The 24,331-nt window shown below is 64.1% G+C and carries 18 protein-coding genes; 8 read left to right on the forward strand and 10 right to left on the reverse strand.

The genetic code is table 11. From position 1 onward, the window contains the following. The first annotated feature begins 1,614 nt into the window (after positions 1–1,614). Positions 1,615–3,132 (forward strand): protein O-mannosyl-transferase family, encoded by a 1,518-nt coding sequence (locus tag M1P90_RS34645; RefSeq protein WP_483700493.1) that lies wholly within the window; start codon positions 1,615–1,617, stop codon positions 3,130–3,132. 392 nt (positions 3,133–3,524) lie between these two features. Here M1P90_RS34645 and galE read toward each other — a convergent pair whose 3' ends face one another. The 4 genes from galE to M1P90_RS34665 all read right to left on the reverse strand — a co-directional run bounded on the left by galE (position 3,525) and on the right by M1P90_RS34665 (position 10,593). Then, positions 3,525–4,538 (reverse strand): UDP-glucose 4-epimerase GalE, encoded by a 1,014-nt coding sequence (gene galE, locus M1P90_RS34650; protein WP_483700495.1) that lies wholly within the window; start codon positions 4,536–4,538, stop codon positions 3,525–3,527. 81 nt (positions 4,539–4,619) lie between these two features. Further along, entirely contained in the window at positions 4,620–6,278 is a 1,659-nt protein-coding gene (locus tag M1P90_RS34655) for a golvesin C-terminal-like domain-containing protein (RefSeq protein WP_483700497.1), read from the reverse strand. Positions 6,279–6,754: 476 nt separating this feature from the next. Beyond that, positions 6,755–8,695, reverse strand: a complete 1,941-nt coding sequence (locus M1P90_RS34660) for a WD40 repeat domain-containing serine/threonine protein kinase (RefSeq protein WP_483700499.1) — start codon at positions 8,693–8,695, stop codon at positions 6,755–6,757. After that, positions 8,695–10,593, reverse strand: coding sequence for an ABC-F family ATP-binding cassette domain-containing protein (locus M1P90_RS34665; protein WP_483700501.1), 1,899 nt, complete (start codon positions 10,591–10,593; stop codon positions 8,695–8,697). Before M1P90_RS34665 ends, M1P90_RS34660 begins: the two co-directional genes overlap by 1 nt. Positions 10,594–10,710: 117 nt before the next feature. Between M1P90_RS34665 and M1P90_RS34670 the strand changes: the two genes are divergently transcribed. Continuing rightward, the gene (locus tag M1P90_RS34670; protein WP_483700503.1) at positions 10,711–11,439 is read left to right on the forward strand and encodes a cyclic di-GMP-binding domain-containing protein, MshE-related; all 729 of its coding nucleotides are present in this window, start codon (positions 10,711–10,713) and stop codon (positions 11,437–11,439) included. Between the two features lie 80 nt (positions 11,440–11,519). On the opposite strand, the gene M1P90_RS34675 is transcribed toward M1P90_RS34670, so the two are convergent. The 4 genes from M1P90_RS34675 to M1P90_RS34690 form a co-directional block, all read right to left on the reverse strand. After that, positions 11,520–12,332 (reverse strand): ferric reductase-like transmembrane domain-containing protein, encoded by an 813-nt coding sequence (locus M1P90_RS34675; RefSeq protein WP_483700505.1) that lies wholly within the window; start codon positions 12,330–12,332, stop codon positions 11,520–11,522. Positions 12,333–12,345: 13 nt separating this feature from the next. Further along, on the reverse strand, positions 12,346–12,789 hold the full coding sequence (locus M1P90_RS34680; protein ID WP_483700507.1) for a hypothetical protein: 444 nt from the start codon (positions 12,787–12,789) through the stop codon (positions 12,346–12,348). A 32-nt stretch (positions 12,790–12,821) separates the two neighbouring features. Next, positions 12,822–13,547 (reverse strand): PepSY domain-containing protein, encoded by a 726-nt coding sequence (locus tag M1P90_RS34685; protein WP_483700509.1) that lies wholly within the window; start codon positions 13,545–13,547, stop codon positions 12,822–12,824. Positions 13,548–13,879: 332 nt separating this feature from the next. Then, positions 13,880–14,689: an SDR family NAD(P)-dependent oxidoreductase gene (locus M1P90_RS34690; RefSeq protein ID WP_483700511.1), complete on the reverse strand. Its 810-nt coding sequence runs from the start codon at positions 14,687–14,689 to the stop codon at positions 13,880–13,882. Between the two features lie 227 nt (positions 14,690–14,916). On the opposite strand from M1P90_RS34690, the gene cysS reads away from it, so the two are divergent. The 4 genes from cysS to M1P90_RS34710 all read left to right on the forward strand — a co-directional run bounded on the left by cysS (position 14,917) and on the right by M1P90_RS34710 (position 20,431). Further along, positions 14,917–17,295, forward strand: coding sequence for a cysteine--tRNA ligase (gene cysS, locus M1P90_RS34695; RefSeq protein ID WP_483700513.1), 2,379 nt, complete (start codon positions 14,917–14,919; stop codon positions 17,293–17,295). Positions 17,296–17,369: 74 nt separating this feature from the next. Beyond that, entirely contained in the window at positions 17,370–18,716 is a 1,347-nt protein-coding gene (locus tag M1P90_RS34700) for a C1 family peptidase (RefSeq protein ID WP_483700514.1), read from the forward strand. Positions 18,717–18,833: 117 nt separating this feature from the next. Then, complete coding sequence (locus tag M1P90_RS34705; RefSeq protein ID WP_483700515.1) at positions 18,834–19,592, forward strand: Type 1 glutamine amidotransferase-like domain-containing protein; 759 nt, start codon at positions 18,834–18,836, stop codon at positions 19,590–19,592. Positions 19,593–20,011: 419 nt separating this feature from the next. Beyond that, positions 20,012–20,431, forward strand: coding sequence for a hypothetical protein (locus M1P90_RS34710; RefSeq protein WP_483700516.1), 420 nt, complete (start codon positions 20,012–20,014; stop codon positions 20,429–20,431). On the opposite strand, the gene M1P90_RS34715 is transcribed toward M1P90_RS34710, so the two are convergent. After that, a complete protein-coding gene (locus M1P90_RS34715) occupies positions 20,428–20,664 on the reverse strand; it encodes a hypothetical protein (protein ID WP_483700517.1) in 237 nt (78 codons plus the stop codon). The two genes, M1P90_RS34710 and M1P90_RS34715, sit on opposite strands and share 4 nt — an antisense overlap. Positions 20,665–20,879: 215 nt before the next feature. Between M1P90_RS34715 and M1P90_RS34720 the strand changes: the two genes are divergently transcribed. Both M1P90_RS34720 and M1P90_RS34725 read left to right on the forward strand, forming a co-directional pair. Next, positions 20,880–22,718: a 2-oxoacid:acceptor oxidoreductase subunit alpha gene (locus tag M1P90_RS34720; RefSeq protein WP_483700518.1), complete on the forward strand. Its 1,839-nt coding sequence runs from the start codon at positions 20,880–20,882 to the stop codon at positions 22,716–22,718. 34 nt (positions 22,719–22,752) lie between these two features. Beyond that, positions 22,753–23,802 carry a 2-oxoacid:ferredoxin oxidoreductase subunit beta gene (locus M1P90_RS34725; RefSeq protein WP_483700519.1) on the forward strand — a complete coding sequence of 350 codons (1,050 nt, stop codon included), beginning with the start codon at positions 22,753–22,755 and terminating at the stop codon, positions 23,800–23,802. Positions 23,803–23,869: 67 nt separating this feature from the next. On the opposite strand, the gene M1P90_RS34730 is transcribed toward M1P90_RS34725, so the two are convergent. Continuing rightward, positions 23,870–24,151, reverse strand: coding sequence for a hypothetical protein (locus M1P90_RS34730; RefSeq protein ID WP_483700520.1), 282 nt, complete (start codon positions 24,149–24,151; stop codon positions 23,870–23,872). Between the last annotated feature and the right edge of the window lie 180 nt (positions 24,152–24,331).

The raw sequence follows: 24,331 nt of genomic DNA on the forward strand, positions 1-24,331 counted from the left end.
TGCGTGGTGTCGCCTGCGCGGCGAGCGGCAGGGGCTCTGCCGCCCCTGCACCCGCACCAGGGACTGCGTCCCTGGACCCGCAAAGAGCGTGGTTCGCGTGTACGATGCTCGTGCTCATGCCTCCGTTGTGGATGTGGGCAAGGCATCAGACGAGATTTGCAATACAAGCTTGTATAGTTGTGTACCTCTCTGGTCGTTTGCTGCCATCGGCAAGCACAACGGAGGCAAGGCATCAGACGAGAAACACTCATGCGTTCAGAGGTGCGTGGTGTCGCCTGCGCGGCGAGCGGCAGGGGCTCTGCCGCCCCTGCACCCGCACCAGGGACTGCGTCCCTGGACCCGCAAAGAGCGTGGTTCGCGTGTACGATGCTCGTGCTCATGCCTCCGTTGTGGATGTGGGCAAGGCATCGGACGAGAAACACTCATGCGTTCAGAGGTGCGTGGTGTCGCCTGCGCGGCGAGCGGCAGGGGCTCTGCCGCCCCTGCACCCGCACCAGGGACTGCGTCCCTGGACCCGCAAAGAGCGTGGTTCGCGTGTACGATGCTCGTGCTCATGCCTCCGTTGTGGATGTGGGCAAGGCATCAGACGAGATTTGCAATACAAGCTTGTATAGTTGTGTACCTCTCTGGTCGTTTGCTGCCATCGGCAAGCACAACGGAGGCAAGGCATCAGACGAGAAACACTCATGCGTTCAGGGGTGCGTGGTGTCGCCTGCGCGGCGAGCGGCAGGGGCTCTGCCGCCCCTGCACCCGCACCAGGGACTGCGTCCCTGGACCCGCAAAGAGCGTGGTTCGCGTGTACGATGCTCGTGCTCATGCCTCCGTTGTGGATGTGGGCAAGGCATCAGACGAGATTTGCAATACAAGCTTGTATAGTTGTGTACCTCTCTGGTCGTTTGCTGCCATCGGCAAGCACAACAGAGGCATGACACACAATCGTTGTTGTGTCCGACCACACAAAATTTGGGTTCCAAGGGCGAAAGCCCTGGCCGGGGTGCAGGGGCGGGAAGCCCCTGCGGCCTTGCGGCCCGAGCAACAAGCGTTATAACTGGTACAGATCCTAATAGTTAGGTTCCAAGGGCGAAAGCCCTGGCCGGGGTGCAGGGGCGGGCAGCCCCTGCGGCCTTGCGGCCCGAGCAACAAGCGTTATAACTGGTACAGATTCTAATAGTTAGGTTCCAAGGGCGAAAGCCCTGGCCGGGGTGCAGGGGCGGGCAGCCCCTGCGGCCTTGCGGCCCGAGCAACAACTATTGAAAGTGGTACATCTCAAATCATATGCTGCCATCGGCAAGCACAACAGAGGCATGACACACAATCGTTGTTGTGTCCGACCACACAAAATTTGGGTTCCAAGGGCGAAAGCCCTGGCCGGGGTGCAGGGGCGGGAAGCCCCTGCGGCCTTGCGGCCCGAGCAACAAGCGGTATAACAGGTACAGATCCTAATAGTTAGGTTCCAAGGGCGAAAGCCCTGGCCGGGGTGCAGGGGCGGGCAGCCCCTGCGGCCTTGCGGCCCGAGCAACAACGGTTAAAACAGCTACAGCAAGAAACAATTGCTGCCAGCTTCTCGCGCTATAATGCAACCCAGCGCCGCTGCACAAAGCTCTGTAAATATTGATGAACCAACCCACCACTGCCGCAAGCCCTGCGCTTGCCCTGCGTATCGCCGCGCGCGCCCTCGTGCTCGCGCCGCCGATCATCATCGCCCTCGCCTATGCGCGCACGCTCGCGCCCGGCATCACCTGGGCCAACGACGGCGCCGACAGCGGCGACCTCGTGGCGGCGGCGGCAACGCTTGGCGTGGCACATCCCACTGGCTACCCAACGTATTTATTGCTGGCGCGGCTGTTTCTGGCGCTGCCATTTGGCGATCCTGGCTGGCGCGTGGCATTGCTGTCGGCGCTGGGGGGCGTGCTGGCCGCGCTCTTTGCGGGCCTGGCCGCGCGCGAGCTCATTCCCGGCGCGCGCAATTGGCCCGCGCGCGTCGCAATTGCCTTCACCACGCTGCTGCTGGGCCTCGCGCCCGTGCTGTGGTCGCAGTCGGTCATCCCCGAGGTGTATAGCGTCAACGCGGCCTTGCTCGCGCTGGCGCTGTGGTTATCTGCCCGCGCTCAGCGCGACGACGCAGCCGAACCCGCGTGGCTGCGGCGCGGCGGCGCGCTGCTGGTGGGCCTGGCGATGGGCGTGCATATCACTGCGGGGCTGGTGGTGGCGCTGTGGTTCGTGGCCTGCGCCGCCGCCGACATGCGGCGCAACGAGCGCGCCCGCGTGATCGAGCGCGCCCTGTGGGCCGGCGCAGGTCTGCTGGTCTACCTCTACCTGCCAATTCGCGCCGCCGCCCACCCTCCTATCAACTGGGGCAGCCCGCACGACCTCGCGGGCTTCTGGTGGGTCGTTTCGGGCACAATCTACCGCCCGCTGGCCTTTGGCCTGCCGCTCAGCGAAGCGGGCGGGCGCGTCGCGGCGGCGGCTGCGCTGCTGCGCGAGCAGTTTGGTGTGGCGGGCGTGCTGCTGGCGATCTTCGGCCTGCTCTACGGCCGCGCCCGCTCGCACCTGTGGCTCGCGCTCAGCGTCGCCGTGGCGCTGCTCTACGCCGTCTTCGCGATCTTCTACAACACCGAAGACTCCTACCCCTACCTCATTCCCGCCTTTCTGATCGCCGCGATCTGGCTTGGGCTGGGGCTGGCTGCCGCGCTGCGCTGGCTCGGGCGCTGGCCCGCCGCGCCGGCCGTGGCCGCGCTGGCGCTGCTGGCCTGGGCGGGCTGGCACGCCTTCGCCACCCTGCCCACGGTCGATGCCAGCCACGACCGGCGCGCAATCGAATTTGCCGAGCGCGTGATGGCGGCGGCCCCGCCCGGCGCACTCGTGCTCACCAGCGAAGATCGCGACGCCTTCCCCGTCTGGTATGCGCACTACGCGCTCCGCCAGCGCCCCGACCTGGTGGTGATGGTTGATCCATTATTAGATTTTGCGTGGTACCGCGCCAACCTCCGTGCTGTGTATCCCACGCTCGTGCTGGCCGAAAGCCCCGCTGCCGATACCAGCTGGGCCGATGCGCTCACACGCGACAACCCTGGCCTGCCGCTCTGCCGCACCAGCGCCGATGATCCCGTGGCTTTGCAGTGCGATCCCTGAGAGCCGAGAACCGAGAACCGCAGAACCGCAGAACCGCAGAACCAAGAACCGCAGAACCAGGAACCGCAGAATAGGGTCAGGAACCTCGTCCTGAGTAGCGCGCAGCGCGTATCGAAGGGCGAGAACCGAGAACCGCAGAACCGCAGAACCGCAGAACCGCAGAACCGCAGAACCGCAGAACCAGGAACCGCAGAATATGGTCAGGAACCTCGTCCTGAGTAGCGCGCAGCGCGTATCGAAGGGCGAGAACCGAGAACCGCAGAACCGCAGAACCGGGGCCTCGCAATGCTGCAGAACTCCGGAACTTTCAACCTGCAAACCTGCAACTCGCAACCCGCAACCTGCAAACCTGCAACTCGCAAACCTGCAACTCGCAACCCGCAACCAGACAGTTATTCCTCGTAGCCGTTCGGGTTGTTCGATTGCCAGCGCCACACATCCGCGCACATCTCGTCGATATCGCGCACCGCCGACCAGCCCAGCTCCTGGTTCGCCAGCGCCGGGTCGGCATAGCAGGCCGCGCTGTCGCCGGGGCGGCGCGCCACGACGCGGTAGGGGATGCTCTTGCCGCAGGCACGCTCAAAGGCGGCGTGCACTTCGCGCACGCTGTAGCCGCGCCCGGTGCCGAGGTTGTAGGTCAGCACGCCCGGCTTTTCGGCCAGCTTGTTCAGCGCATTCAGGTGCCCAATCGCCAGATCGACCACATGGATGTAATCGCGCACGCCCGTGCCGTCGGGCGTTGGGTAGTCGTCGCCAAAGATGCGCAGCTCGGGCAGTTTGCCTACCGCCACCTGCGCAATAAACGGCACCAGATTATTCGGGATGCCGTTCGGGTCTTCGCCAATGCGCCCGCTGGGGTGCGCGCCAACCGGGTTGAAGTAGCGCAGAATCGCAATCCGCCACTCCGGGTCGGCCACCGCCACGTCGCGCAAAATCTCCTCCAGCATCAGCTTGGTGCGCCCGTAGGGGTTCAGCGCCTGAAGCGCGTCGCCCTCGTGAATCGGCACGCGCTGCGGGTCGCCATACACCGTGGCCGACGAGCTGAACACCAGGCTTTTTACGCCATATTTCGCCATCAGCTCGCACAGAATCAGCGTGCCGGTGATGTTGTTGTGGTAGTAGCGCAGCGGCTTCGCCACCGACTCGCCCACCGCCTTCAGGCCGGCGAAATGGATCACCGCGTCGACTGGCGCGGCGGCAAACACTCCATCCAGCGCATCGCGGTCGAGCAGATCGACCTTGTGGAACTCGACTTCGCGGCCGGCCAGCTCGTGCACGCGCGCAATGGCGGTGTACTTGCTGTTGTCGAGGTTATCCACCACAGTGACGCGATGGCCCGCATTCAGCAGCTCAACGCAGGTGTGGCTGCCAATGTAGCCGGCCCCGCCAGTAACAAGAATATGCATGATCTTCGCTTTCTTCAAGGCGAAACGGCCCGCTCGGGGCCGTCTCGTGCTTCTACGTGAATGTGCAGTTGCGGGGAGCGGTTATGGCACGCGCACCCATTTTACTGCATCAAACCAGATTGTGCGCAGGCTGTCGTTCGTCACATCGCGCAGCTCGACCGAGCCGCCATCGCCGGCGCGGAATGGGAAGCGCCCCAGCAACACCCACTGCCCCGCCGCCTTGCCCTGGTCGATCACAATCTCCTGGGTACCGTCGCGGTGGCGCACAAAGTAACGCGCGCTGGCAGTTGCCGCCTTTTTGCTTTTGCAGCTTGGGATGTTCACATACACATCGTAGAGTGCTTCGTCGGGCAGGGCTGGCTGCCATACCGCGCTGTTCTCGCTTTCGGCTGCGTTTGGCGTCGAATAGGTCCACAGCGCCGCGCCATTCGTGCCGCAGCCTTTTGGCCCGTCGTACCATTTAATTGCGGCTTGCGCGTGGAAGCCGCCATTTTTTGTGTCGAGCACGAACTCGGCGGGTGGCGGTGGTGGTGGTGGCGCTGCTTCTGGCGCAGGTTGTGGCGCGGGCGCGGCTTCCGCAGGCGGCGGCGCGGGTGCTGGCGCGGCTTCCGCAGGCGGTGCTGGTGGCGGCGCAGCCTGTTCGGGTGGCGGAGCAGGCGCGGGCGCAGCTTCCGCAGGCGGCGCGGGCGGCGGGGCAGCCTGTTCGGGCGGTGGAGCAGGCGCGGGCGCAGCTTCCGCAGGCGGCGCGGGCGGCGGTGGCGGTTCGGCCAGCGGGTCGCGCCCCATCCACAGGAAGGTAATTTCAACCGTGGCCTGGTCGCCCTTGATGCCCAGGTCGTCCCACCACACGCCATCGCCAATATCTACGGCGGTGGGGAAGCGCACGCGCCCCTTTTCGGCGCGACCGTTGTTGTAGCCGTCGTAGTAGGCGGCGTGGTCTTCCGGCCAGCCCTGCGGCAGGTCTTTGAAACGCTCGCGGTCGGCATTCCAGTAATCGTCGTGAACATTCCACGGGCCAACATCATACACCGGCGCAACCGAGCTGCGCCCGTTGTAGGTGATTCGCACGGTGTACTGGCTGGTGCCCTCGGGCGAAAGCGAGCGCCACGACGGCAGCGACACAAAATGGTCGCGCTTGGTGATGCGGTGGCCGTTGGCGGTGTGGCCGCCCACCATGCCCATGCGCGTGGCGCGCAGCTTCCATGTTGGCGCTACCGGCTCGTCCATTGCGCTAAACAGCGCCGAGCCGCGCTCGGGCGCTATGGCGATGTCGCGCACACTGGGCAGCGCGTGCGGGTTGCCCAGCAGCGTTGCGCGGTATTGCGCCCAGCGCACTGGCCGGGTAAAGGTGGCACGGCCGCCATTCGCGAGGCCAACTTCCCATTCCGTCCAGCGCTGGCCGTCGGCGCTGCCGCGCACATCAATGCGCAGCGCGCTACCAGCCGGGGTGTCGGCGGTGTAGCCAAGGTGAAGCGCCTGGAAGAAAAAGCTGGAGGCCTGCGGTGTGGAAAGAACGGTGCCGAAGTGGGAATATGCGCCATAGACGGCGGGCGCGGGTGGTGCGTTCGGCTCCAGCGCGAGCGTGCCATCATCGGCGGTGCGGGTATTCAGGTGTGTGCCAGCAATCTGGGTAGGGAGTGTTGCGGCTTGTGCGGGTGCGAGCGGCGTTGCGCCGATACTACATAGAGCTAGCAGCCAGGCTAGCGTTCTGGCACGGACAAGGTGCGACCATTGTCTCATACACGCCTTTCTTTTCAACGACAGCGTGAGCGGCCGGCACGCTTCGGGGCGGCCAGCGAACCATAGCGCTGCAATACGGAAGAAGGCGGGCAGAAATGCGATTGCAGTGCGCTATGCAGCTTCACACCATCTCGTGGAGACGGTGTCGCCTGCGTCGCGACTGCGCGATTATATCATAAGTTTGTCAGGTGTCTATCAGATGACGATGGCTGTGTTACGCGCGGGTAAAGAATGTGTGCGCGCCCAGAGGTGCAATACTGCAAGGAAACAAGCATTGTGAGTTGCGCGAAACGGCGTTGCGACGCGCTAAAAGTACTCGTGTCGGCGGAAATGAGGAGTGGCAAATGCGGGCGTGCGTGGAATGGTGTGAGTGAGTAAGGTATGAATACGGTGCATCGTAGTATAGAAACGTTGTTTTACCAAAGCAGCTTTCGGTTCGAAATCAAGCTTCTGATCCCTGATTCCTGACCCCTGCCCTACGGCCCCCAGCTCAGATAGAATTTCCGCTCCGGCCCAAAGGTCAGCACGCGCGGCTCGCTGCCGTCGGCGCGCATCGCCCACACCTGCCAGTCGGGGCTATTTTCCTTCGCCACATACGCGATCCACGCGCCGTCGGGCGACCACACCGCATCCGTGTGCGGCCCGCTGCCCGCCGTGAGCAGCGTGCGCCCGCCGCCGTTGCTGTTCATCACCGCAATCTGGCGCGCGTTCAGGTTGCTTGCGCCGGGCGCGCTGGTGGTAAACGCAACGCGCCGGCCGTCGGGCGACCACGCCGGCAAATCTTCTTCCGCGTCGGGCGTATTCGTAATATTCGCGGCGCTGCCGGTTGCGTCGAGCATGAAAATATCCTGCGGCTGGCCGGCTGCGCTGGGCGCAGCAAATATCAGGCGCTGGCCGGGTGCCCACGCCAGCCCGCCAATGTTTGTGGGCGCATCGGGGAAGCTCAGCTGCCCGCTGTTCAGATCATAGATCGCCAGCCGCCAGGGCTCGTTGCCATTTTTCGTCGCCAGCGCCAGCCGCGTACCGTCGGGCGACCACGCCGGGTAGCGCGCCGTCAGCCCGCCCAGATCAAGCAGCTGAAACAGCGGATTTTGCCCGGTTCCAACATACATATCGTTGCCGTGCGTCACACTCAGCTGCGCGCCATCGGGCGACCACGCCGGGCTGTAGCTGCGCTGGTCGTTAGTGAGCCGGCGCGGCGTGCTGCCATCCAGCGTTGCTGCCCAGATATCGAAGCCGCCGCCACCGACGGGCTGCTGGCCGAACGCAATCGTGCCTGTCGCGCCGGGCAGTGTCCACTCGCGCGCGGCGGGCGCAACCGTCGGCTGGGGCGTCGCGTCGCCGCTGAGCCGCCCAAAGGCGCGCAGCCCCAGCATGCCCAGCCCAATAATTCCCAGCAGCGCAACGCCAACAATCAGCATCAGCGGCGATGCACCCTGGCGCGGCCGGCGTGGCGTGGTTACTGGCGCGGGCAGCGGCGCAGCAACACGCGGCTGGTAATCGGGCGCGGGCGTGGCCACGCGTGGCGCGGGCTTATGTGCCAGCCGTGGTGCTGGCTGTGGCATTGGGGCGGCCTGCGCAACATTCGCCACCCGCAGCGCCAGCAGATCGCGCCGCATTGCGTCCACGGTCTGGTAGCGGTCGGCTGGCTCGGCCTGCGTCGCGCGCGTGAGGATGCGCGCCAGCGCGGGCGAAACGGCCGGGTTGAGCGAAAGAATTGGCGGCGGTGGCACGCTCGCTGGCGGCTGGCCCGAAAGGAGTTGGTGCAGCGTCGCGCCCAGGCTGTAAATATCGCTGCGCGCGTCGGTCTGGCCGCGGCCATACTGCTCGGGTGGCGCATAGCCTGGCGTGCCAATAATTAAGGTGTCGCCGGTCTGCTCGGGCTTGAAAATGCGCGCAATACCGAAATCAATCAGGCGGAACAGTGGCGTATCGGCAGCGTCGTGGCCGTTCGGGCTGGCCGGCTGCGCCACCACCATCACATTCGCGGGCTTCAGGTCGCGGAAAATCACCTGCGGCTGGCGCGTGTGCAGGTAATGCAGCACATTGCACAGCTGCAGCGCGCATTCAATCACAAACGGCTCGTCGAGCGGCCCGCCGCGCCGGTTTAGCTCCTCGCGCAGGGTATGGCCGGGAACGTACTCCATCACCAGAAAGGCGCGCTGATTGTCCTGAAAATAATCCCAGATCCGCGTCAGGCCCGGGTGATCGAGCGAGGCCAGCATACGCGCCTCGCGCTCGAACATCTGCTCGGAGATCGCCTGCTCGTCGGGCGCGAGGCTGCGCGAATCCATTTCCTTGATCGCAACCGTGCGGCCCAGGCGCAGATCCTCGGCCATATACACCGCGCCAAAACCGCCGCTGCCCAGCAGGCGTATGCGCCGGTAGCGGTTGAGCAAGGTATCCGTTGTGGTCATCAGCTGCCGCCTTCTGCAATCTCGGCCAGCACGCTCCAGCGCTCAAACGACGTTTCCAGCCGGCTGCTCACGCTATCGAGCGCGGCGGTCAGCCGCTGCAGCGCCTGGTAGTCGCCCGCCACAGTGCCGATCTCGGCTTGCAGCTGCGCTTGCTCGGCTTCGAGCTGGGCAATCGTCCCTTCCAGCTCTTGCAATTCGCGTGCCTCTTTAAACGAAAGCTTGCGCGGGCGCGCGGGCGGCGGTGCGGCAGACTTCGCGGGCGCTGGCGCGGGCCTTGCGGCGGCGGCAGCGCGGGCGCTTTCAGCTTCCTGGCGCTCGGCGTAGGCGCTGTAGTTGCCGGGGTATTCCGCCACCGCGCCCGCGCCCTCGAACACCAGCAGTCGTTCCGCTGTGCGGTCGAGAAAATAGCGATCGTGCGAAACGGTGATCAGCGCGCCCGGAAACTCGTCGAGGTAATCTTCCAGCACCGCCAGCGTCTGAATGTCGAGGTCGTTGGTTGGCTCGTCGAGCAGCAGCACATTCGGCGCGGCAAGCAGCGTGCGCAGCAGGTACAGCCGCCGGCGCTCGCCACCCGAAAGGCGCGCAATCGGCGTGTAGTGCATCGCTGGCGCGAACAGGAAGCGATCAAGCATTTGCGCCGCCGTGATCAGCGCGCCTTCGCCAGTGCGCACCATCTCGGCCGCTTCTTTGACATAATCAATCACACGCTGCGCTTCATCCAGCCCGGCGCTTTCCTGGTCGTAGTAGGCCAGGTGCACGGTTTCGCCCACCAGCAGGCTGCCCGCGTCGGCCTGGAGCCGCCCGGCGATCATATTCAGCAGCGTGGTTTTGCCGCTGCCATTCGGCCCAATAATTCCCACCCGGTCGCGTGGTCCAATGCTCAGGCTTAAATCGCGCACCAGCGTGCGTTCCGCAAAGCGCTTGCCAACGCCTTGCAGCTCAATCACGCGCTTGCCGATGCGCCGCGCCGCCACGCTGATCTCAAGCGCGCTTTCCTGCGGCGCTGGCTGGTCGGCCTGTAGGGCGCCAATCCGGTCGATGCGCGCTTGTTGCTTGGTGGTGCGCGCCTGCGCGCCGCGTCGCAGCCAGACCAATTCCTTTCTCAAAATCGTTTGCCGGCGGGCTTCGTCGGCGGCTTGCTGCTCGGCGCGCTCGGCTTTCAGCTCAAGAAAACGGCTGTAGTTCGCCGGGTATGAATACACACGCCCGTGGTCGATCTCCAGCATGCGCGTCACCACCCGGTCGAGAAAATAGCGGTCGTGCGTCACCAGCAGCAGCGCCGCGCTGGTGCGCGCCAGGAAGCTTTCGAGCCACGCAACCGTGTCGATATCAATATGGTTGGTTGGCTCGTCGAGGATAATCAGATCGGCGGGATTAATAAGCGTGCTGGCCATTGCCACACGCTTGCGCTGGCCCCCCGAAAGCGTACCAATGGTTGCGCCCAGTTCGCTGATACCCAGGCGGCTGAGCGTGGTTCGCGCATCATTTTCCACCCCCCATGCATCGCTGGCATCCATCTGGCCCACCAGCTCGGCCACGCGCGCCTGCAGCGCAACATCGCCAGGGTGGGCAGCCAGCGCGGCGGCGGCCTGCTCATAGGCGCGCAGCAGCTGCATCTCGGGCGCCTCGCCCTGGAAGATCTGCTCCAGCACCGTGAGCGATGGATCGAGCTGCGGGTTTTGCGGCAGGTAGGCCACGCGCAGGCCGCGCGCCATGCTGATGCGCCCGCTGTCGGCCTGCTCCGCGCCCGCAATGATGCGCAGCAGCGTGGTTTTGCCGCTGCCGTTCACGCCAACCACGCCCACGCGCTCGCCGGCTTCGAGGCCAAGCGTCACCTGCTCCAGCAATGGGCGGTCGGCAAATTGTTTTGAGATCGCTTCAAGCGAAAGAATGTTCATAGCCCGTATTGTACCATCACACAGCCTGGCGCTTGGTAATGGATTGGTTATGGCGCACGGCTATACTCTGGCCCTATGGCATCGGATGGTGCCGCAAACTGCTCAAAGGAGGATACCGTGACGTATCTGCCGCCTGCCGCCACTCACATTTCGGCCGCCGCACAAGCCTTCTACCGCGGCGATCGCGAATCTGCATATCAGCTCATCAAAGCCGCCCTTCTGTGCGACCCGCAGTCGGTTGACGCATGGCTATGGCTTGGCAAGCTTGCCGAAGACACTCGCTACCAGCGCGAATGCTACGAGCGCGTGCTCCTGCTCGACCCCGCCAACCGTCCCGCAAAAGATGGCATCGAGGCACTGCGCCTGCGGCAGATGCTGGCAGGAAATAGCCTGATGGCTGAGAAGAACTTGAAATCGGCGGGGCAGATTGGCCTGTATCTGATCAAGTGCGAGGCCATCACTGCCGATCAGCTGCAAGAAGCCCTGCGCCAGCAGCGAATGCTGCGCCGCCACGGCGAGTTTGCTCAGCTGGGCGATATTCTGCTGAAGAATGGCTGGATCACGCCTGAGCAGATGGCTGGCGCGCTGGTGGCCCAGCTGCACGCAAAACTGCGCCAGCCCGGCCAGAAAACCCCGAAATTTCTGGGCGAGTACCTGGTGGCCGAAGGCGTGATAACGCTGGCGCAGCTTGAAAGCGTGCTGGCTGAGCAAATGCGCCTGGGCCTGCAAGGCCAGCGTGCCGCGCTTGGAAGCTTGCTGATACGCAACAAAATCATCGAGCCCGATCAGCTCAACCGCGTGCTTGAGCAGCAGCGCATCGCTGTCTATGGGCGCTTCGACGACTAGCGCCTGTTCCTTGAACAAAAAGCCGGTGCTTCCCTTTCTGCAAAGGGAAGCACCGGCTTTTTGCTGCGCGCATATTCCTGCTAGGCCCGCGCCGGGCTTGGCGCTGCCACCAGCACGCGGTATACCGTGGCGAAAAGCACAGTTCCACCCGTGGCCCAGTAAAAGATCGTTGCAAATGGTGCTGCGCTGTCGGTGCCACTGCCGATGCCATGCAGCAGGGCCAGGAAGAAGAGCGCGAAACTCAGGAAGTGGATACTGCGCCACAGCTTTCGGCCAATCAGGCCACGCACGTAGAAGCTTAACCCGACCAGCGCGAGCAGATACACAGCAATTTGCCCCAGCCCAACTTCGAGTGGCTTGTAGGCCGTGCTGGCGAAGGGCATGAGGAGCTGTGGGAGCGTGTAGCCAATATAGCGGTCGCCAAGCAGCACCAGGGCGTGAAACAGCGCGAACGCCAGGCCCAGCAGGCTCGCGTGCTGATGCAGATCAAAGGCGACCGGCCCGCCCGGCCACACGCGCGCGAGCTTGTTCGTCATGGTCAGCCCCAGGATCATGGAAAGCCAGAGCAGGCCATAGGCGACGAATGCGCTCGCGCGCGCAAGGTACCAGTAGGCTTTTGGCTCGGGGCCAAGCAGTGATTCGCTGAGATGTGGCAGCCAGCTAGGCAGCACAACTGCGGCAGCAAGCGCGCCGGCCGCGCTGGCGAGCAGCACAAGCAGGAGGGTATGCAGCGCCATTGCGGGCGGCAGGTCGGTGAAGGTGTCGTTGGGCGCAGGCGCGGGCTGGTAGATGGTTGTGCGCGTGCCTGTGCCGGCGGCTGGCGCTTCATCGGCGCGCTTTGCTGCGTTGCGTTCGCGAATGGCCGCCAGCCGCGCCGCTTTATCCTCGTTCATAGCATCACTCCTTCTAGCGCGACGAGCGCGTGCGGGCGACAGGCTGCTGGGCCGGCGCAGCGGGGGCATTCACCGAGCGGAGCGGTTGTGGGGCAGCTGGCGGTGGTGCCGCGACGGGCTGGGCAGCCGGGGCGGCAGCCGGAACTGCTGGCGCGGGCTGCGTATTCGCAGGGCGAGGGGCGGGTATTTTGATCGATGGCGGGCGCGCCACTGCAACGTCGCGGGGCTGCACCAGCGGCACAATCGTTGGGATGGGCGCAAGCTCTCGATGCGGGCGTGGCGCTGCTGCCGGCGCTGTGGAAGGGGCGGCTTCGGGCTGCGCTTGCGCCACCGGCTCGGGCTGCTGGCGCGCAATGGCTGCCCAGCCGCCCAGCGTCGCAGCCAGCGCCGTGGTGGTGATCAGCAGTTTTGCGCCGGGCGCGCCGCCTGGCTGCCGAGATGGTTTGGTTTGCGTCATTATCTGCTCGCTATTCTTGCTGTCATGTTCTGCTAATCGTCGCCGCCGTGGTCGTCGCCGCCGTGGTCGTCGCCGCCGTGGTCGTCGCCGCCGTGGTCATCGCCGTGGTCGTCGCTGCGCTGCGGCGCTGGCTGCGATGCAACCATCTGGGCTGTGCCATTGAAAAGGATACCCCCGCTGTTGGCATCAACATAGATCATGCCGGTGCTGAGCGCGACTTCGTAGGCAGGCGTGCCTTCAAAGTTGACAAGCTCGGGCGATCGCACGAGCTGTGCGCCAGAAGCAGCACCCAGCGCAATCGCGGCGGCCTGATCGGCGGAGATGGCGTAGGCGGGGGCGGGCACTGCGGTCGGCGCGGCTGGCGCGGGCGGTGGCGGAACCGCAGTTGGCGCGGCTGCTTTAGCCGGTGCGGCAACTTGCTGGGCCAGCGCCTGCTGCTGTGCATAGGACTGATCGAGTGCGCTGGCGAGGTCTTCTTGTTTCTGGTAGGCCTGGTTGAGCTCTTCGTTCGATTGCTGAATGCGCGCGTTGGCTTCGGCCAGGCGCTGCTGGTATTCGGCCTCGCGCGTGGCAAGCTGTGCCGCCAGGTCGGCCTGCGGGTCGGTGGGAACCACTGTTGGCGCGAACGTTGGTGTGGGCGCTGCGGCGACGGGCTGCTTGGCCGGCTGGGTGGCGATGCGCGCCGCCACGCCGCCAATCACCACCAGCAGAAAAACGGTGATGGCAGCAGAAATCAGTAAGGTGCTACGCTGTGGCATGAACGTTCTCCTTATGTGCGACGAACGGATTTGTGCGCCTCGGGCAAGTCGGGATTGAGCAAGAAACCCTTATGCAGGCTGGCACGATGGCGCGGATTACGCGCTCACAGCTACAGTTGCTCGTTCGGGCAAAAAGTAACGGGTCAGGGGGAAATTTGCCCGAAACTGCGCACGCGCAGGGGCTGCACATTGCGGGCAGGTGAAAGCGAGGCGTGTGAAATCGATGCGCGCACCCTTCGATACGACCCTTTTAGGCCTGCTCAGGATGCAGACCCCAGGTGCGCTATTTGGCCATATTGGGCAGTTTGCAAATTGGTTTGGCTGGCTTGTGCCTACTGCCCGCCGCTGCGGGGGCGGCGCGCGCCAGTGGTGACGGCCAGCCAGCGCACCAGGCCGGGCAGCCAGCCATGCAGGTAGTAGAGCAGCTTGAGGCCAAGTGGAAAAACGACGAACTGCTCGTCGCGGGCGATGGCGCGCAGCATGCGCTCGGCGGCTTGTTCGGGCGTGAGCGTGGGCAGGAGCTTGGCCAGGCCGGGCACGCGCGCTTCGCTGCCGGGGTTGTTCGCGAAATAGCTGCTGCTGACCTTGCCGGGAATTACCGTGGAGACGCGAATTTTCGTGCGGTACAGATCGGCGCGCATGGCTTCGGCAAGGCCGCGCAAGGCCCAGCGGGCGGCGGTGTAGGCGGTGGCACCCGGCCAGGCCAGCAGCGCGGCCGGCGAGTTGACATACATAATGTGGCCGCGCCCGCGCTTGAGCAGCGCTGGCAGCAGCGCACGGCTGAGGTAGAAGCCGGCCAGGTAGGGCATGGCGATCATGTCGGCGGCCTCGGCGGGCGGGGTTTCTTCGGCAAACAGCCAGCGCCCCGAGCCAGCGTTGCTGACCACAATGTCGGGCGTGCCGACCTCGGCGAGGATGCGCGCCACAACCGCGTCTACCGCCGCCGGGTCGGTCAGGTCGGCGGGAAAGACGTGGGCGCTGCCGCCAGCGGCGCGAATTGTTTCTGCCACAGTTTCGAGCGCGGCGGCATTGCGTGCCAGCAGCACCACGCGCGCGCCCATGCGTGCGGCGGCCTGCGCGAAAGCCGCGCCAATGCCAGACGATGCGCCAGTGATCAGAATCGTGCTTTCGCGGATCTGCATGACATCCTCTATATATAGTATTCACGAGAAAGAAGAATTTCGCTTTCAGAAGCCTTTGCGAACGAACGTATGAAAGAAAATCTGCTCACTCTTCGAGTACACAACATCCATCCCGCTGGGGAGGCGCGTAGCACATGTATTCGCGCATTCTAGCTGAGTTGCGCCACGCAGGCAACCGGCGTGATACAATAGCAGGCGCGAGGAGGAGACGTTACCAAAGGGATTCTATGCTCAAGCTTTACAACACTCTGACGCGCCGAATCGAGCCGTTTACCCCGATCGATCCGGGGCGCGTGCGGATGTACAGCTGCGGCCCGACGGTCTACCGCTACATCCATATTGGCAACCTGCGCACCTTTCTGATGGCCGACTGGCTGCGTCGCACGCTGACGGAGCTGGGCTACGAGGTGCGGCATGTCAAGAATATTACCGATGTGGGCCACATGCGTGTGGAGATGCTCGACCGCGGCGAGGACAAGCTGATCGCTCAGGCGCGCAAGGAAGGCAAGACGTCGGCGCAGATTGCCGCGTTTTACACCGAGGCGTTTCTGGAAGATGAGCGCCGGCTGAACATTCTGCCCGCCCACGTCTTCCCGCGCGCCACCGACCATATTGCCGAAATGCAGACGATTGTGCAGGGCTTGCTGGCCAAAGGGCTGGCCTACGAAGGCGGCGGCAACGTGTTTTTCGATGTGCGCAGCTTCCCGAACTACGGCCAGCTTTCAGGCAACCAGATCGCGCAAATGCTGGAAGGCGTGCGCGACGCCGCCGACCCCCACCGCCGCAACCCCGAGGATTTCCCGCTGTGGAAGCTGGCCGAGCCCGGTCGCGAGATGGCCTGGGAAAGCCCATGGGGCCTTGGCTTCCCCGGCTGGCATATCGAGTGCAGCGCGATGGCGATCAAGCACCTGGGCGAGCAGTTCGACCTGCACACCGGCGGCGTCGACAACATGTTTCCGCACCACGAAGACGAAATCGCGCAGAGCGAGGGCTTCACCGGCAAGCGCTTTGTGAACTACTGGCTCCACGCGCAGCACCTGCTGGCCGATGGGCAGAAAATGGCGAAATCGACCGGCAACGCCTACACGCGCGCCGATGTCGAGGCGCGCGGCTTCGAGCCAATGGCGCTGCGCCTCTTGTTCGCGACCATCCGCTACCGCAGCCGCCTGAACTTCACGTTTTCGTCGCTGCGCGCCGCGCAAACCGCCCTGCACCGCCTGCGCGCAGCTGCCTTGCGGCTGGCGCAGGCTGGCCCGCCCGCCAGCGTGCCCGGCCCGAGCGCCGAACCCTGGCGCGCTCGCTTCCGCGCCGCGCTGGAAAACGACCTGAACCTGCCGCGTGCGCTGGCCGGCATCTGGGACATGCTGCGGCGCGACCGCAGCACGCCCGCGACGGTGAAGCTGGCGCTGCTGCTGGAATTCGACCGGGTGCTGGGGCTGGAACTGGCCGAGTGGCTGGAGCACGCGCAGCATGCGGGGAATGCGCTCCCGGCTGCGCTGGATCTCCCCGTGCCGGTTGCGGCGCTGGTGGCGCAGCGCAGCGAAATGCGCGCTGCCGGCCGCTACGCCGAGGCCGACGCGCTGCGCGAGCAGATCGTGGCGGCGGGCTTCACCGTTCGCGACACGCGCAATGGCCCGCTGCTGGAGCCGCGCGCGCCTGAAGAAGAGTTTGGCAGCATTTCGCGCCCCGACGACGCGCCCGACTTCCGCGCCGCGCCCGACGCCTGCGAGTTTTCGGTGAACCTGCTTGCGCACGACAGCCGTGCCGACCTGGAGCGCTGCGTGGCAAGCGTGGCGCGCCACGCCGCTGGCCGCAGCATCGAATTGGTGATTGTCGACAACGGCTCGACCGACGACACAGTGGCCTACCTGCAAAACCTCGCGCGCGATGGCGTGCACGCTGCCGACGGCAGCGAGATCCCGCTCACCGTGCTGTTTGCCGACCACAACATGGGCTTTGCTGCTGGCCGCAACGCCACCATGCGCGCCAGCCGTGGCCGGATCATCGTGCAGATCGACACCTCGATTGAGCTGGCAGGGGATATCTGGTCGCCGCTGGCCGAAACGCTGGCCGACGAGCAGGTTGGCATGGCCGGGCCGTATGGCCTTGTCACCGACGACCTGAAAGAATTCGCGGAAAGCGCCGGCCCGGATGTCGATGCGATTGAGGGCTACATGATGGCCTTTCGCCGCACGCTGCTGCGCGAGATCGGCCCGTTTGAAGAAAAGTTCCGCTTCTACCGTCTGCTCGATGTCTACGAGAGCTTTATGGCGAAAACTGCCGGCTACCGCGTGATCGCCCTGTGGGACGTGGCCGCCCGCATCACCAAGCACCCGCACCGTGAGTGGTACAGCCTGAGCGAAGACGAGCGCGCCACCAAGAGCAAGAAGAACTTCGACATCTACAAGCGGCGCTGGCACCACGGCGAAAGCCTGACCGTGCGTGGCGGTGCTGGTGCCGAGCGCTGGTTTGGCCACAACCACTCGTTTCATCTTGGTACGCATAGTCATGCGCCCGAGGATCTGCCGCCGCCGGGCGTGCCGCACTCGCACAAGCATCAGCACTGGGCTGATCACGACCACGAACATCCGCACGTCCATTCGTAGCCGGCCGGGCAAGGCGCTGGCAGCGGCCGAGCTGCCAGCGCCTTGCTGTGCCAGGGGTTTGGAGGCCCCAACACATGCCCTACCAGAGCATCACACCCGAGCAGATCGACGCATTGCAGGAAAGGTTTGCCAGCGACCCGCAGAGCGTGATGGCGCGCAACGCAGTGGCGAAAAACTCGCTGCATGCCGTGGCGCTGAACCGGCGCGTGGCTGCCGGCACCAACCACATTTTTTCCATCCAGCTGCCCAACAACCCGATCACCGACCAGAAGCGCTCGGGGCGCTGCTGGCTGTTCGCCGGCCTGAACCTGTTCCGCGTCGAGGCGATCAAGCGCCTGAATGTCGACAATATTGAGCTTTCGCAAAATTATCTGCTGTTCTGGGATAAAATCGAGAAGGCCAACTATTTTCTGGAAACGATTCTTTCGACGCTCGACGAGCCAGCCGATGGCCGCCTGATCATGTTCCTGATGCGCGACCCGGTGCAGGATGGCGGCCAGTGGGATATGTTCGTGAACCTGGTGGAGAAATATGGCGTGGTGCCGAAATCGGTGATGCCCGAAACCGAAAGCAGCAGCAACACCGGCCTGATGACCAAAATGATCACGACGCTGCTGCGCGAGCAGGCCGCCGAGCTGCGGCGCATGCACGCCAATGGCGCGCCCGACGACACGCTGCGCGCGCGCAAGCAGGACATGGTCGGCCAGTTTTACCGCATGCTGTGCGTGCACCTGGGCGAGCCGCCGCGCGCGTTCGAGTGGCAGTGGCGCGACAAAGACAAGCAGTTTCACCGCGATGGCGAGCTGACGCCACAGGAGTTTTTCACGCGCTACGTCGGCTTCGACCTCAACTCGATGGTCTGCCTGATCCACTGCCCGACCGCCGACAAACCATTCAACCAGCTGTATACCGTCCAGCATCTCGGCAATGTCGTCGAAGGCCAGATCGTGCGCTACCTGAATGTTGAGATGCCAGTGTTCAAACAGGCCGCCGTTGAAATGCTGAAGAATGACCAGCCAGTCTGGTTTGGCTGCGATGTCGGCCAATACCTGGAGCGCGAAACGGGCATTCTCGACCGCGAAGTGTACGACTACGAAAGTATTTACGGCTTCACGTTCCGCGCCGACAAAGCCGAGCGCGTGGACTACGGCCACAGCATGATGACGCACGCCATGGTGCTCACCGGCGTGGATCTGGACGACGCGGGCGCGCCGCGCAAATGGCGCGTGGAGAATAGCTGGGGCGACAGTTTTGGCGAAAAAGGCTACCTCGTGATGAACGACCGCTGGTTCGACGAGTACATGTACGAGGTGATTGTCGACAAGCGCTTTGTGCCGGCCGAACTGCTCACACTGCTCGAAACCGACCCAGTGGTGCTGCCGCCGTGGGACCCCATGGGCGCGCTGGCCGCCGCCGAATAGTATAGATGGTTATGCCGCAAAGGGCGCAAAGCGCGCAAGGTGCGGAAAAGACAGCCTGTCTTCACGGCCATTGCGCTCTTTGCGGTTGGAATCGAAGATATCGATTGGTGGATAGAAATGAGCGATACAACGCGCCCCCAGCCCGGCCCGCTGGCGCTGGTAGGCTCGGGCGAATACCTGCCGCAGATGGACGCGATCGACCGGGCGCTGCTCGATGGCTTGGGGAATGGGCCGAAGCGCGTGGCGCTGCTGCCCACGGCCAGCGGCCTGGAGGATGGCATGCCTGTGCGCTGGAACCGCATGGGCGTGGCGCATTTCGAAGCGCTGGGTGCACAAGCCACGCCGGTTGCGCTGGTCGAGCCGGCCGACGCGCAGGACGCGCAGGTGCTGGCTGCGCTTGAGGGCGTGGATATGTACTACTTCTCGGGCGGCAACCCCGAGTATGTGATCGAAACGATTCGCGGCACGCCCGCGTGGGATGCTATTCTGCGCGGCTGGCAGGCCGGTGCGGTGCTGGCCGGCTGCAGCGCGGGCGCGATGATGCTGGGCGGCTACACGCTCAGCGTGCGCTCGGTGGTGCGCGGGCAGGCGCCACGCTGGGTGCCTGCGCTGGGCATCGTGCCCGAGCTTGTGATCATGCCGCACTTCGACCGCGTGGCCGATTTTGCCGGCGAAGAAATGTTCCGTGCCATTCTGGCTTCCGCGCCGGCCGGCCTGACCCTGATTGGCGTGGACGAAGACACAGCACTGCTGCGCGAGGGCGCGCCGGGCGCGTGGCGCTGGCATGTGCAGGGCCGGCAGAGTGTCTCGGTCTTTGGCGCGGATGGCCGGCGCACCTTGTACCAAACAGGTGAAACGGTGCCGCTGGCGGGCTGATGGCACGGGCGGCAAGTGCGCTGGCACTCCTGATACACAATGTATCAGGAGTGCTTTTTGATTCGCCGCATCAGGGAGCCATGAAAGGCGCGAATTGCTCGCTGGACACAGCAGAACGGAGCCTGAACACAGACTGAACATGCGCCCATAGACGTGCCACGAGTCGCTGTGCTAAGGTACGCACAAGTTAAATAACGGTTAAGGAATGGCACCAACGCGCTTCTGCGCTGGTTATACACAAGCAGAGCCTGATGTGCAGAAAGGAGCGAATCGTGGCCGACATGTCATCCAGTGCGTTCGCCCACGCCGAACGACGCCGCAGCCGGGCGCAACAGATCGGCGTGCTCGACCTTGTGCCGCCCCCGCCTGCACATTGGGCCGCGCCCGCATATCAACCGCATGAACAAGGGAGGCATATAATGAGCAAGCTGACCATTTCGCGCACGCTCGTCTGGCTTGGCATCGCCCTGATCCTGGCGACGGGCCTGATCCACCTTGTCGAAGCGCCCGAAAACCTGGAAGAAGCCGCGTACAAGGGCGTGCTGTTCTTCCTGAACGGCGTGGGCGCGCTGATCGCCGCCTTTGGCATCTTTCGCGGCCAGCGCAGCTGGGGCTGGTCGCTTGGCGCGGTGATCGCGCTTGGCTCGATTGTGGGCTATGTGATCAGCCGCACCGTGGGTCTGCCCGGCCTGGAAGTGGACGACGAGTGGTTCGAGCCGCTTGGCGTGGCCTCGCTGCTGGTGGAAGGCGTGTTCCTCGCGCTCTACGCCTATGTGATCGCGCAGCCCGTTTCGGTGATGCCGCGCGGCCTGAGCCGCCCAAGCGCGCAAAGCCGCTAACGATAACGCGGCTGGCAGCACGCCGGCAGAGCCGGGAGCTTCGGGGCGGCAGGGCTGCGCCGAAGCTCTTTTTCTTTCAGCCACACAATTTCAGGGCTTTCGATTGCAGCAACATCTCGCATCAACTTCTTGTCACTTTTTTGCGCTCCAGCGCAAAAAAGTGACAAGAAAAAGAGCGTTTTCCTTGCCCGCCGCAGGCGTAAGCTCCGTCTGAGCGAAAATCCTAAATTCATAGCGAATTGCTTATGATAGACATGAAGAAAGTGATATAATAAAGCCCGTTTGTGAAATCGGCGCACCGATTGCCCCGATCACAGCGTTATATTCGTGTAGGTTAGGGAGGCCATGGCGGCCAGCCAACATGGTGTCGAGTCGCTGGTCGGGCCGCGAGGCCCACTGCATTCGGCACTTTTTGATTCGCCCCCTTTCGCATCTGTGGAGTCAGGACATGAGTGTTATTGAAGCCCAGCCCGCAGCGCAGCAGGCGAGCGACGCCGCTCGGGCACCAATCGTCAATGATTTTGCGATTGTTGCTGCAACCGTGAACGGTTCCGGTAGCCAAACCGCGAACAACACCCTCATCCGCGCCATCTTTAAGATGGGCATCCCCGTCAGCGGCAAGAACCTGTTTCCGTCCAACATCGCCGGCCTGCCGACCTGGTACACCATTCGTGTGAGCAAAGACGGCTACATTGCCCGCCGCGAAGGCACCGAGATCCTGGTTGCGTTTAACCAGAAAACCGCCGACGACGACCTGGCCGCACTGCCGGCTGGCGGCGTCTGCATCCACCCCGACGATATCAAATTCGCCAGCCCGCGCACCGATGTCACCAGCTACGCCATCCCGCTGAAAGACCTGCTCAAGCAGGTTGCCCCGCCGCCCAAGCTGAAAGACTATGTTGCCAACATGGCCTATGTTGGCGCGCTGATCGAGCTGGTTGGCATTGAAATGGACGAGATCGTCGCCGCGCTGAACTTCCACTTCGGCGGCAAAGCCTCGGCGGTGAAACTCAACCTCCAAATGGTTGAAGCTGCCCGCGACTGGACGCGCGACAACCTGCCGAAAGCCGATCCGTACCGCGTCGAGCGCCTGAATATGACGGCCGGCCAGGTGCTGATCGACGGCAACTCGGCTGGTGGCCTGGGCGCGCTGATGGGCGGCGCGACGGTGGTGGCCTGGTACCCAATCACGCCTTCGACCAGCCTGGTCGACGCGATCAACGAGTACGCGCCCCGCCTGCGCAGCGACCCCGAAACCGGCGAGCCAACCTACGCGATTGTGCAGGCCGAAGACGAGCTGGCCGCGATCGGTATGGTTGTGGGCGCTGGCTGGGTGGGCGCGCGCGCAATGACTGCCACCTCTGGCCCGGGCATCTCGCTCATGACCGAGTTTGCGGGCATTGCCTACTTCGCTGAAGTGCCGGCTGTGATCTGGGATGTGCAGCGCATGGGCCCAAGCACCGGCCTGCCTACGCGTGTTTCGCAGGGCGACGTGCTAACCGCCTACACCCTCGGCCACGGCGACACCCGCCACGTCTGCCTCTTGCCGGGCACCATGCGCGAATGCTTTGAGTTCGGCTACAAGGCCTTCGACCTCTCCGAGCGCCTGCAAACGCTGGTGTTCGTGCTAAGCGACCTCGACCTGGGCATGAACAACTGGATGACCGAGCCGTTCGACTACCCCGAGACGCCGCTCGACCGCGGCAAAGTGCTGAACGCCGACGAGCTGAAGCAGGTCGAAACATGGGGCCGCTACCGCGACACCGACGGCGACGGCATTCCCTACCGCACGCTGCCGGGCAATACCAACCCGCGCGCGGCCTACCTTTCGCGCGGCACCGGCCACAACGAGTTCGGCCAGTACAGCGAGAAGCCGGCCGACTGGCAGAACAACCTCGACCGCCTGTCGCGCAAGCACGAAACCGCGCGCACGCTGGTGCCCGCGCCAGTTGTCGACACGGTTGAAGGCGCAAAAATCGGCATTATCGCCTATGGCTCGACCGATGCCGCCGTGCAGGAAGGGCGCGACCGCCTGAAGAAAGAAGGCATCGCCACCAGCTACATGCGCCTGCGCGCGCTGCCGCTCAGCGACACAGTGCGCGACTTCGTGGCCGCGCACGATCATACCTATGTCATCGAGCTGAATCAGGACGGCCAGATGCACCAGCTTGTGCAGCTGCACGCGCCCGAGCTGGCCGGCAAGGTGCGCTCAGCGCGGATCTGCAATGGCCTGCCGCTCAGCGCGCGTTTTGTGGCCGAGGCGATCACCGAGCAGGAAAGCAAGTAGCCAGCAGCGTGCTGCAACGAGGAGATATTCCCCTATGACAACCGAAACCAAGCCGGCCAGCGGCCGACCGGCAAATACCAACACCATTGGCCTGACGCAGGTTGAGTATCGTGGCGGCGACTCGACGCTGTGCCAGGGCTGCGGCCACAACTCGATCACCAGCCAGATCATCGCGGCGGCGTTTGAGCTGTCGCTCCAGCCCAGCCAGATCATCAAAATGAGCGGCATCGGCTGTTCCAGCAAAACGCCGGCCTACTTCCTGAACCGCGCGCATGGCTTCAACACGCTGCACGGGCGCATGCCCTCGGTGACGACCGGCGCGGTGCTGGGCAACCGCAACCTGCTGGCGATTGGCGTGAGCGGCGACGGCGACACTGGCAGCATTGGCCTGGGCCAGTTCAAGCACATGGTGCGCCGCAACGTCCCAATGGTCTATATTGTCGAGAACAATGGCGTGTATGGCCTCACCAAAGGCCAGTTCTCGGCCACAGCCGACGTGGGCCAGCAGCTGAAGTACGCCGGCACGAACGTCCTGCCGCCAATCGACGTCTGCGTTGAGGCGCTGGTGGCCGACTGCGGCTTTGTGGCGCGCTCGTTCGCGGGCGATGCTAAGCAGGTGCGCGAGCTGCTCAAGGCGGCAATGAGCTTCAACGGCACCGCCGTGCTCGACATCATCAGCCCGTGCGTTACATTCAACAACCACCACGACTCGACCAAGAGCTACGACTATGGCAAGGAGCACGAGGAGCGCATTCAGGACATTCAGTTCATTCCGAAATTCAACGAAGTTGAGGTTGAATACGAGGAAGGTGAAGAGCAGATTGTCCAGATGCACGACGGCCCGGCGATCAAGCTGAAGAAGCTCGACCGCGAATACGACCCGACCAACAAATGGCGGGCGATGGAGCTGCTTGAGGAAGCGCGCAAGAAGCAGGAATTCGTCACCGGCCTGATCTACATCAACGAAAAGCGCAAAACGCTGCCCGACGTGATGCAGATGAGCCAGACGCCGCTGGCCGCGCTGCCGAACGAAAAACTGCGCCCGACCCGTGAGGCTTTTGCTGCGGTAATGGCCGAGCTGTAAATCGCGAAGCAATCGGAGCCGTGGAGCGCATGTACATGTGCTCCACGGCTTTTCTTTCCCCAAAAACCTACTCGGCCCGGGCGTTTGCGCGCTTTGCGAGCAAAAATTCTTCAGCGCCACAGGCGCGCGCATATGCCAGCGCGGCCGCGGCGGCTTCGTCGTCGGCGCCGTTGAGGAAGGCGCGCACTGCTGGAACCAGCGCCAGCGCGGGCGCAGCGATTGCCGGCTTCAGGCGAACGTTTGGCCGCTGTGCCGCCAGCACCGCGCCATACAGCACCGCCCGGTCGGCGCGCTCATGTGCCGCTGCCGACGTTTCCGGCACGCATACTGGTGTGATTTTCTGTGCCATTGGTGCCTGTCTGGTAATGACCAAGGATCTACCCCTGGTGGGACTATTGTACGATAGACTTTTGCAGCCTTTTCGCCTATTATACTGCTGATTGTGAAGCCTGATCTTCGCAATGCCTGCTGTTTGGCGGCCTCAGCTCGTTCTGAAATCAGCCCTGCCCGCTGGCCGCATCGCAGATCA

The organism is Kouleothrix sp. 19917 (genome assembly GCF_057073505.1).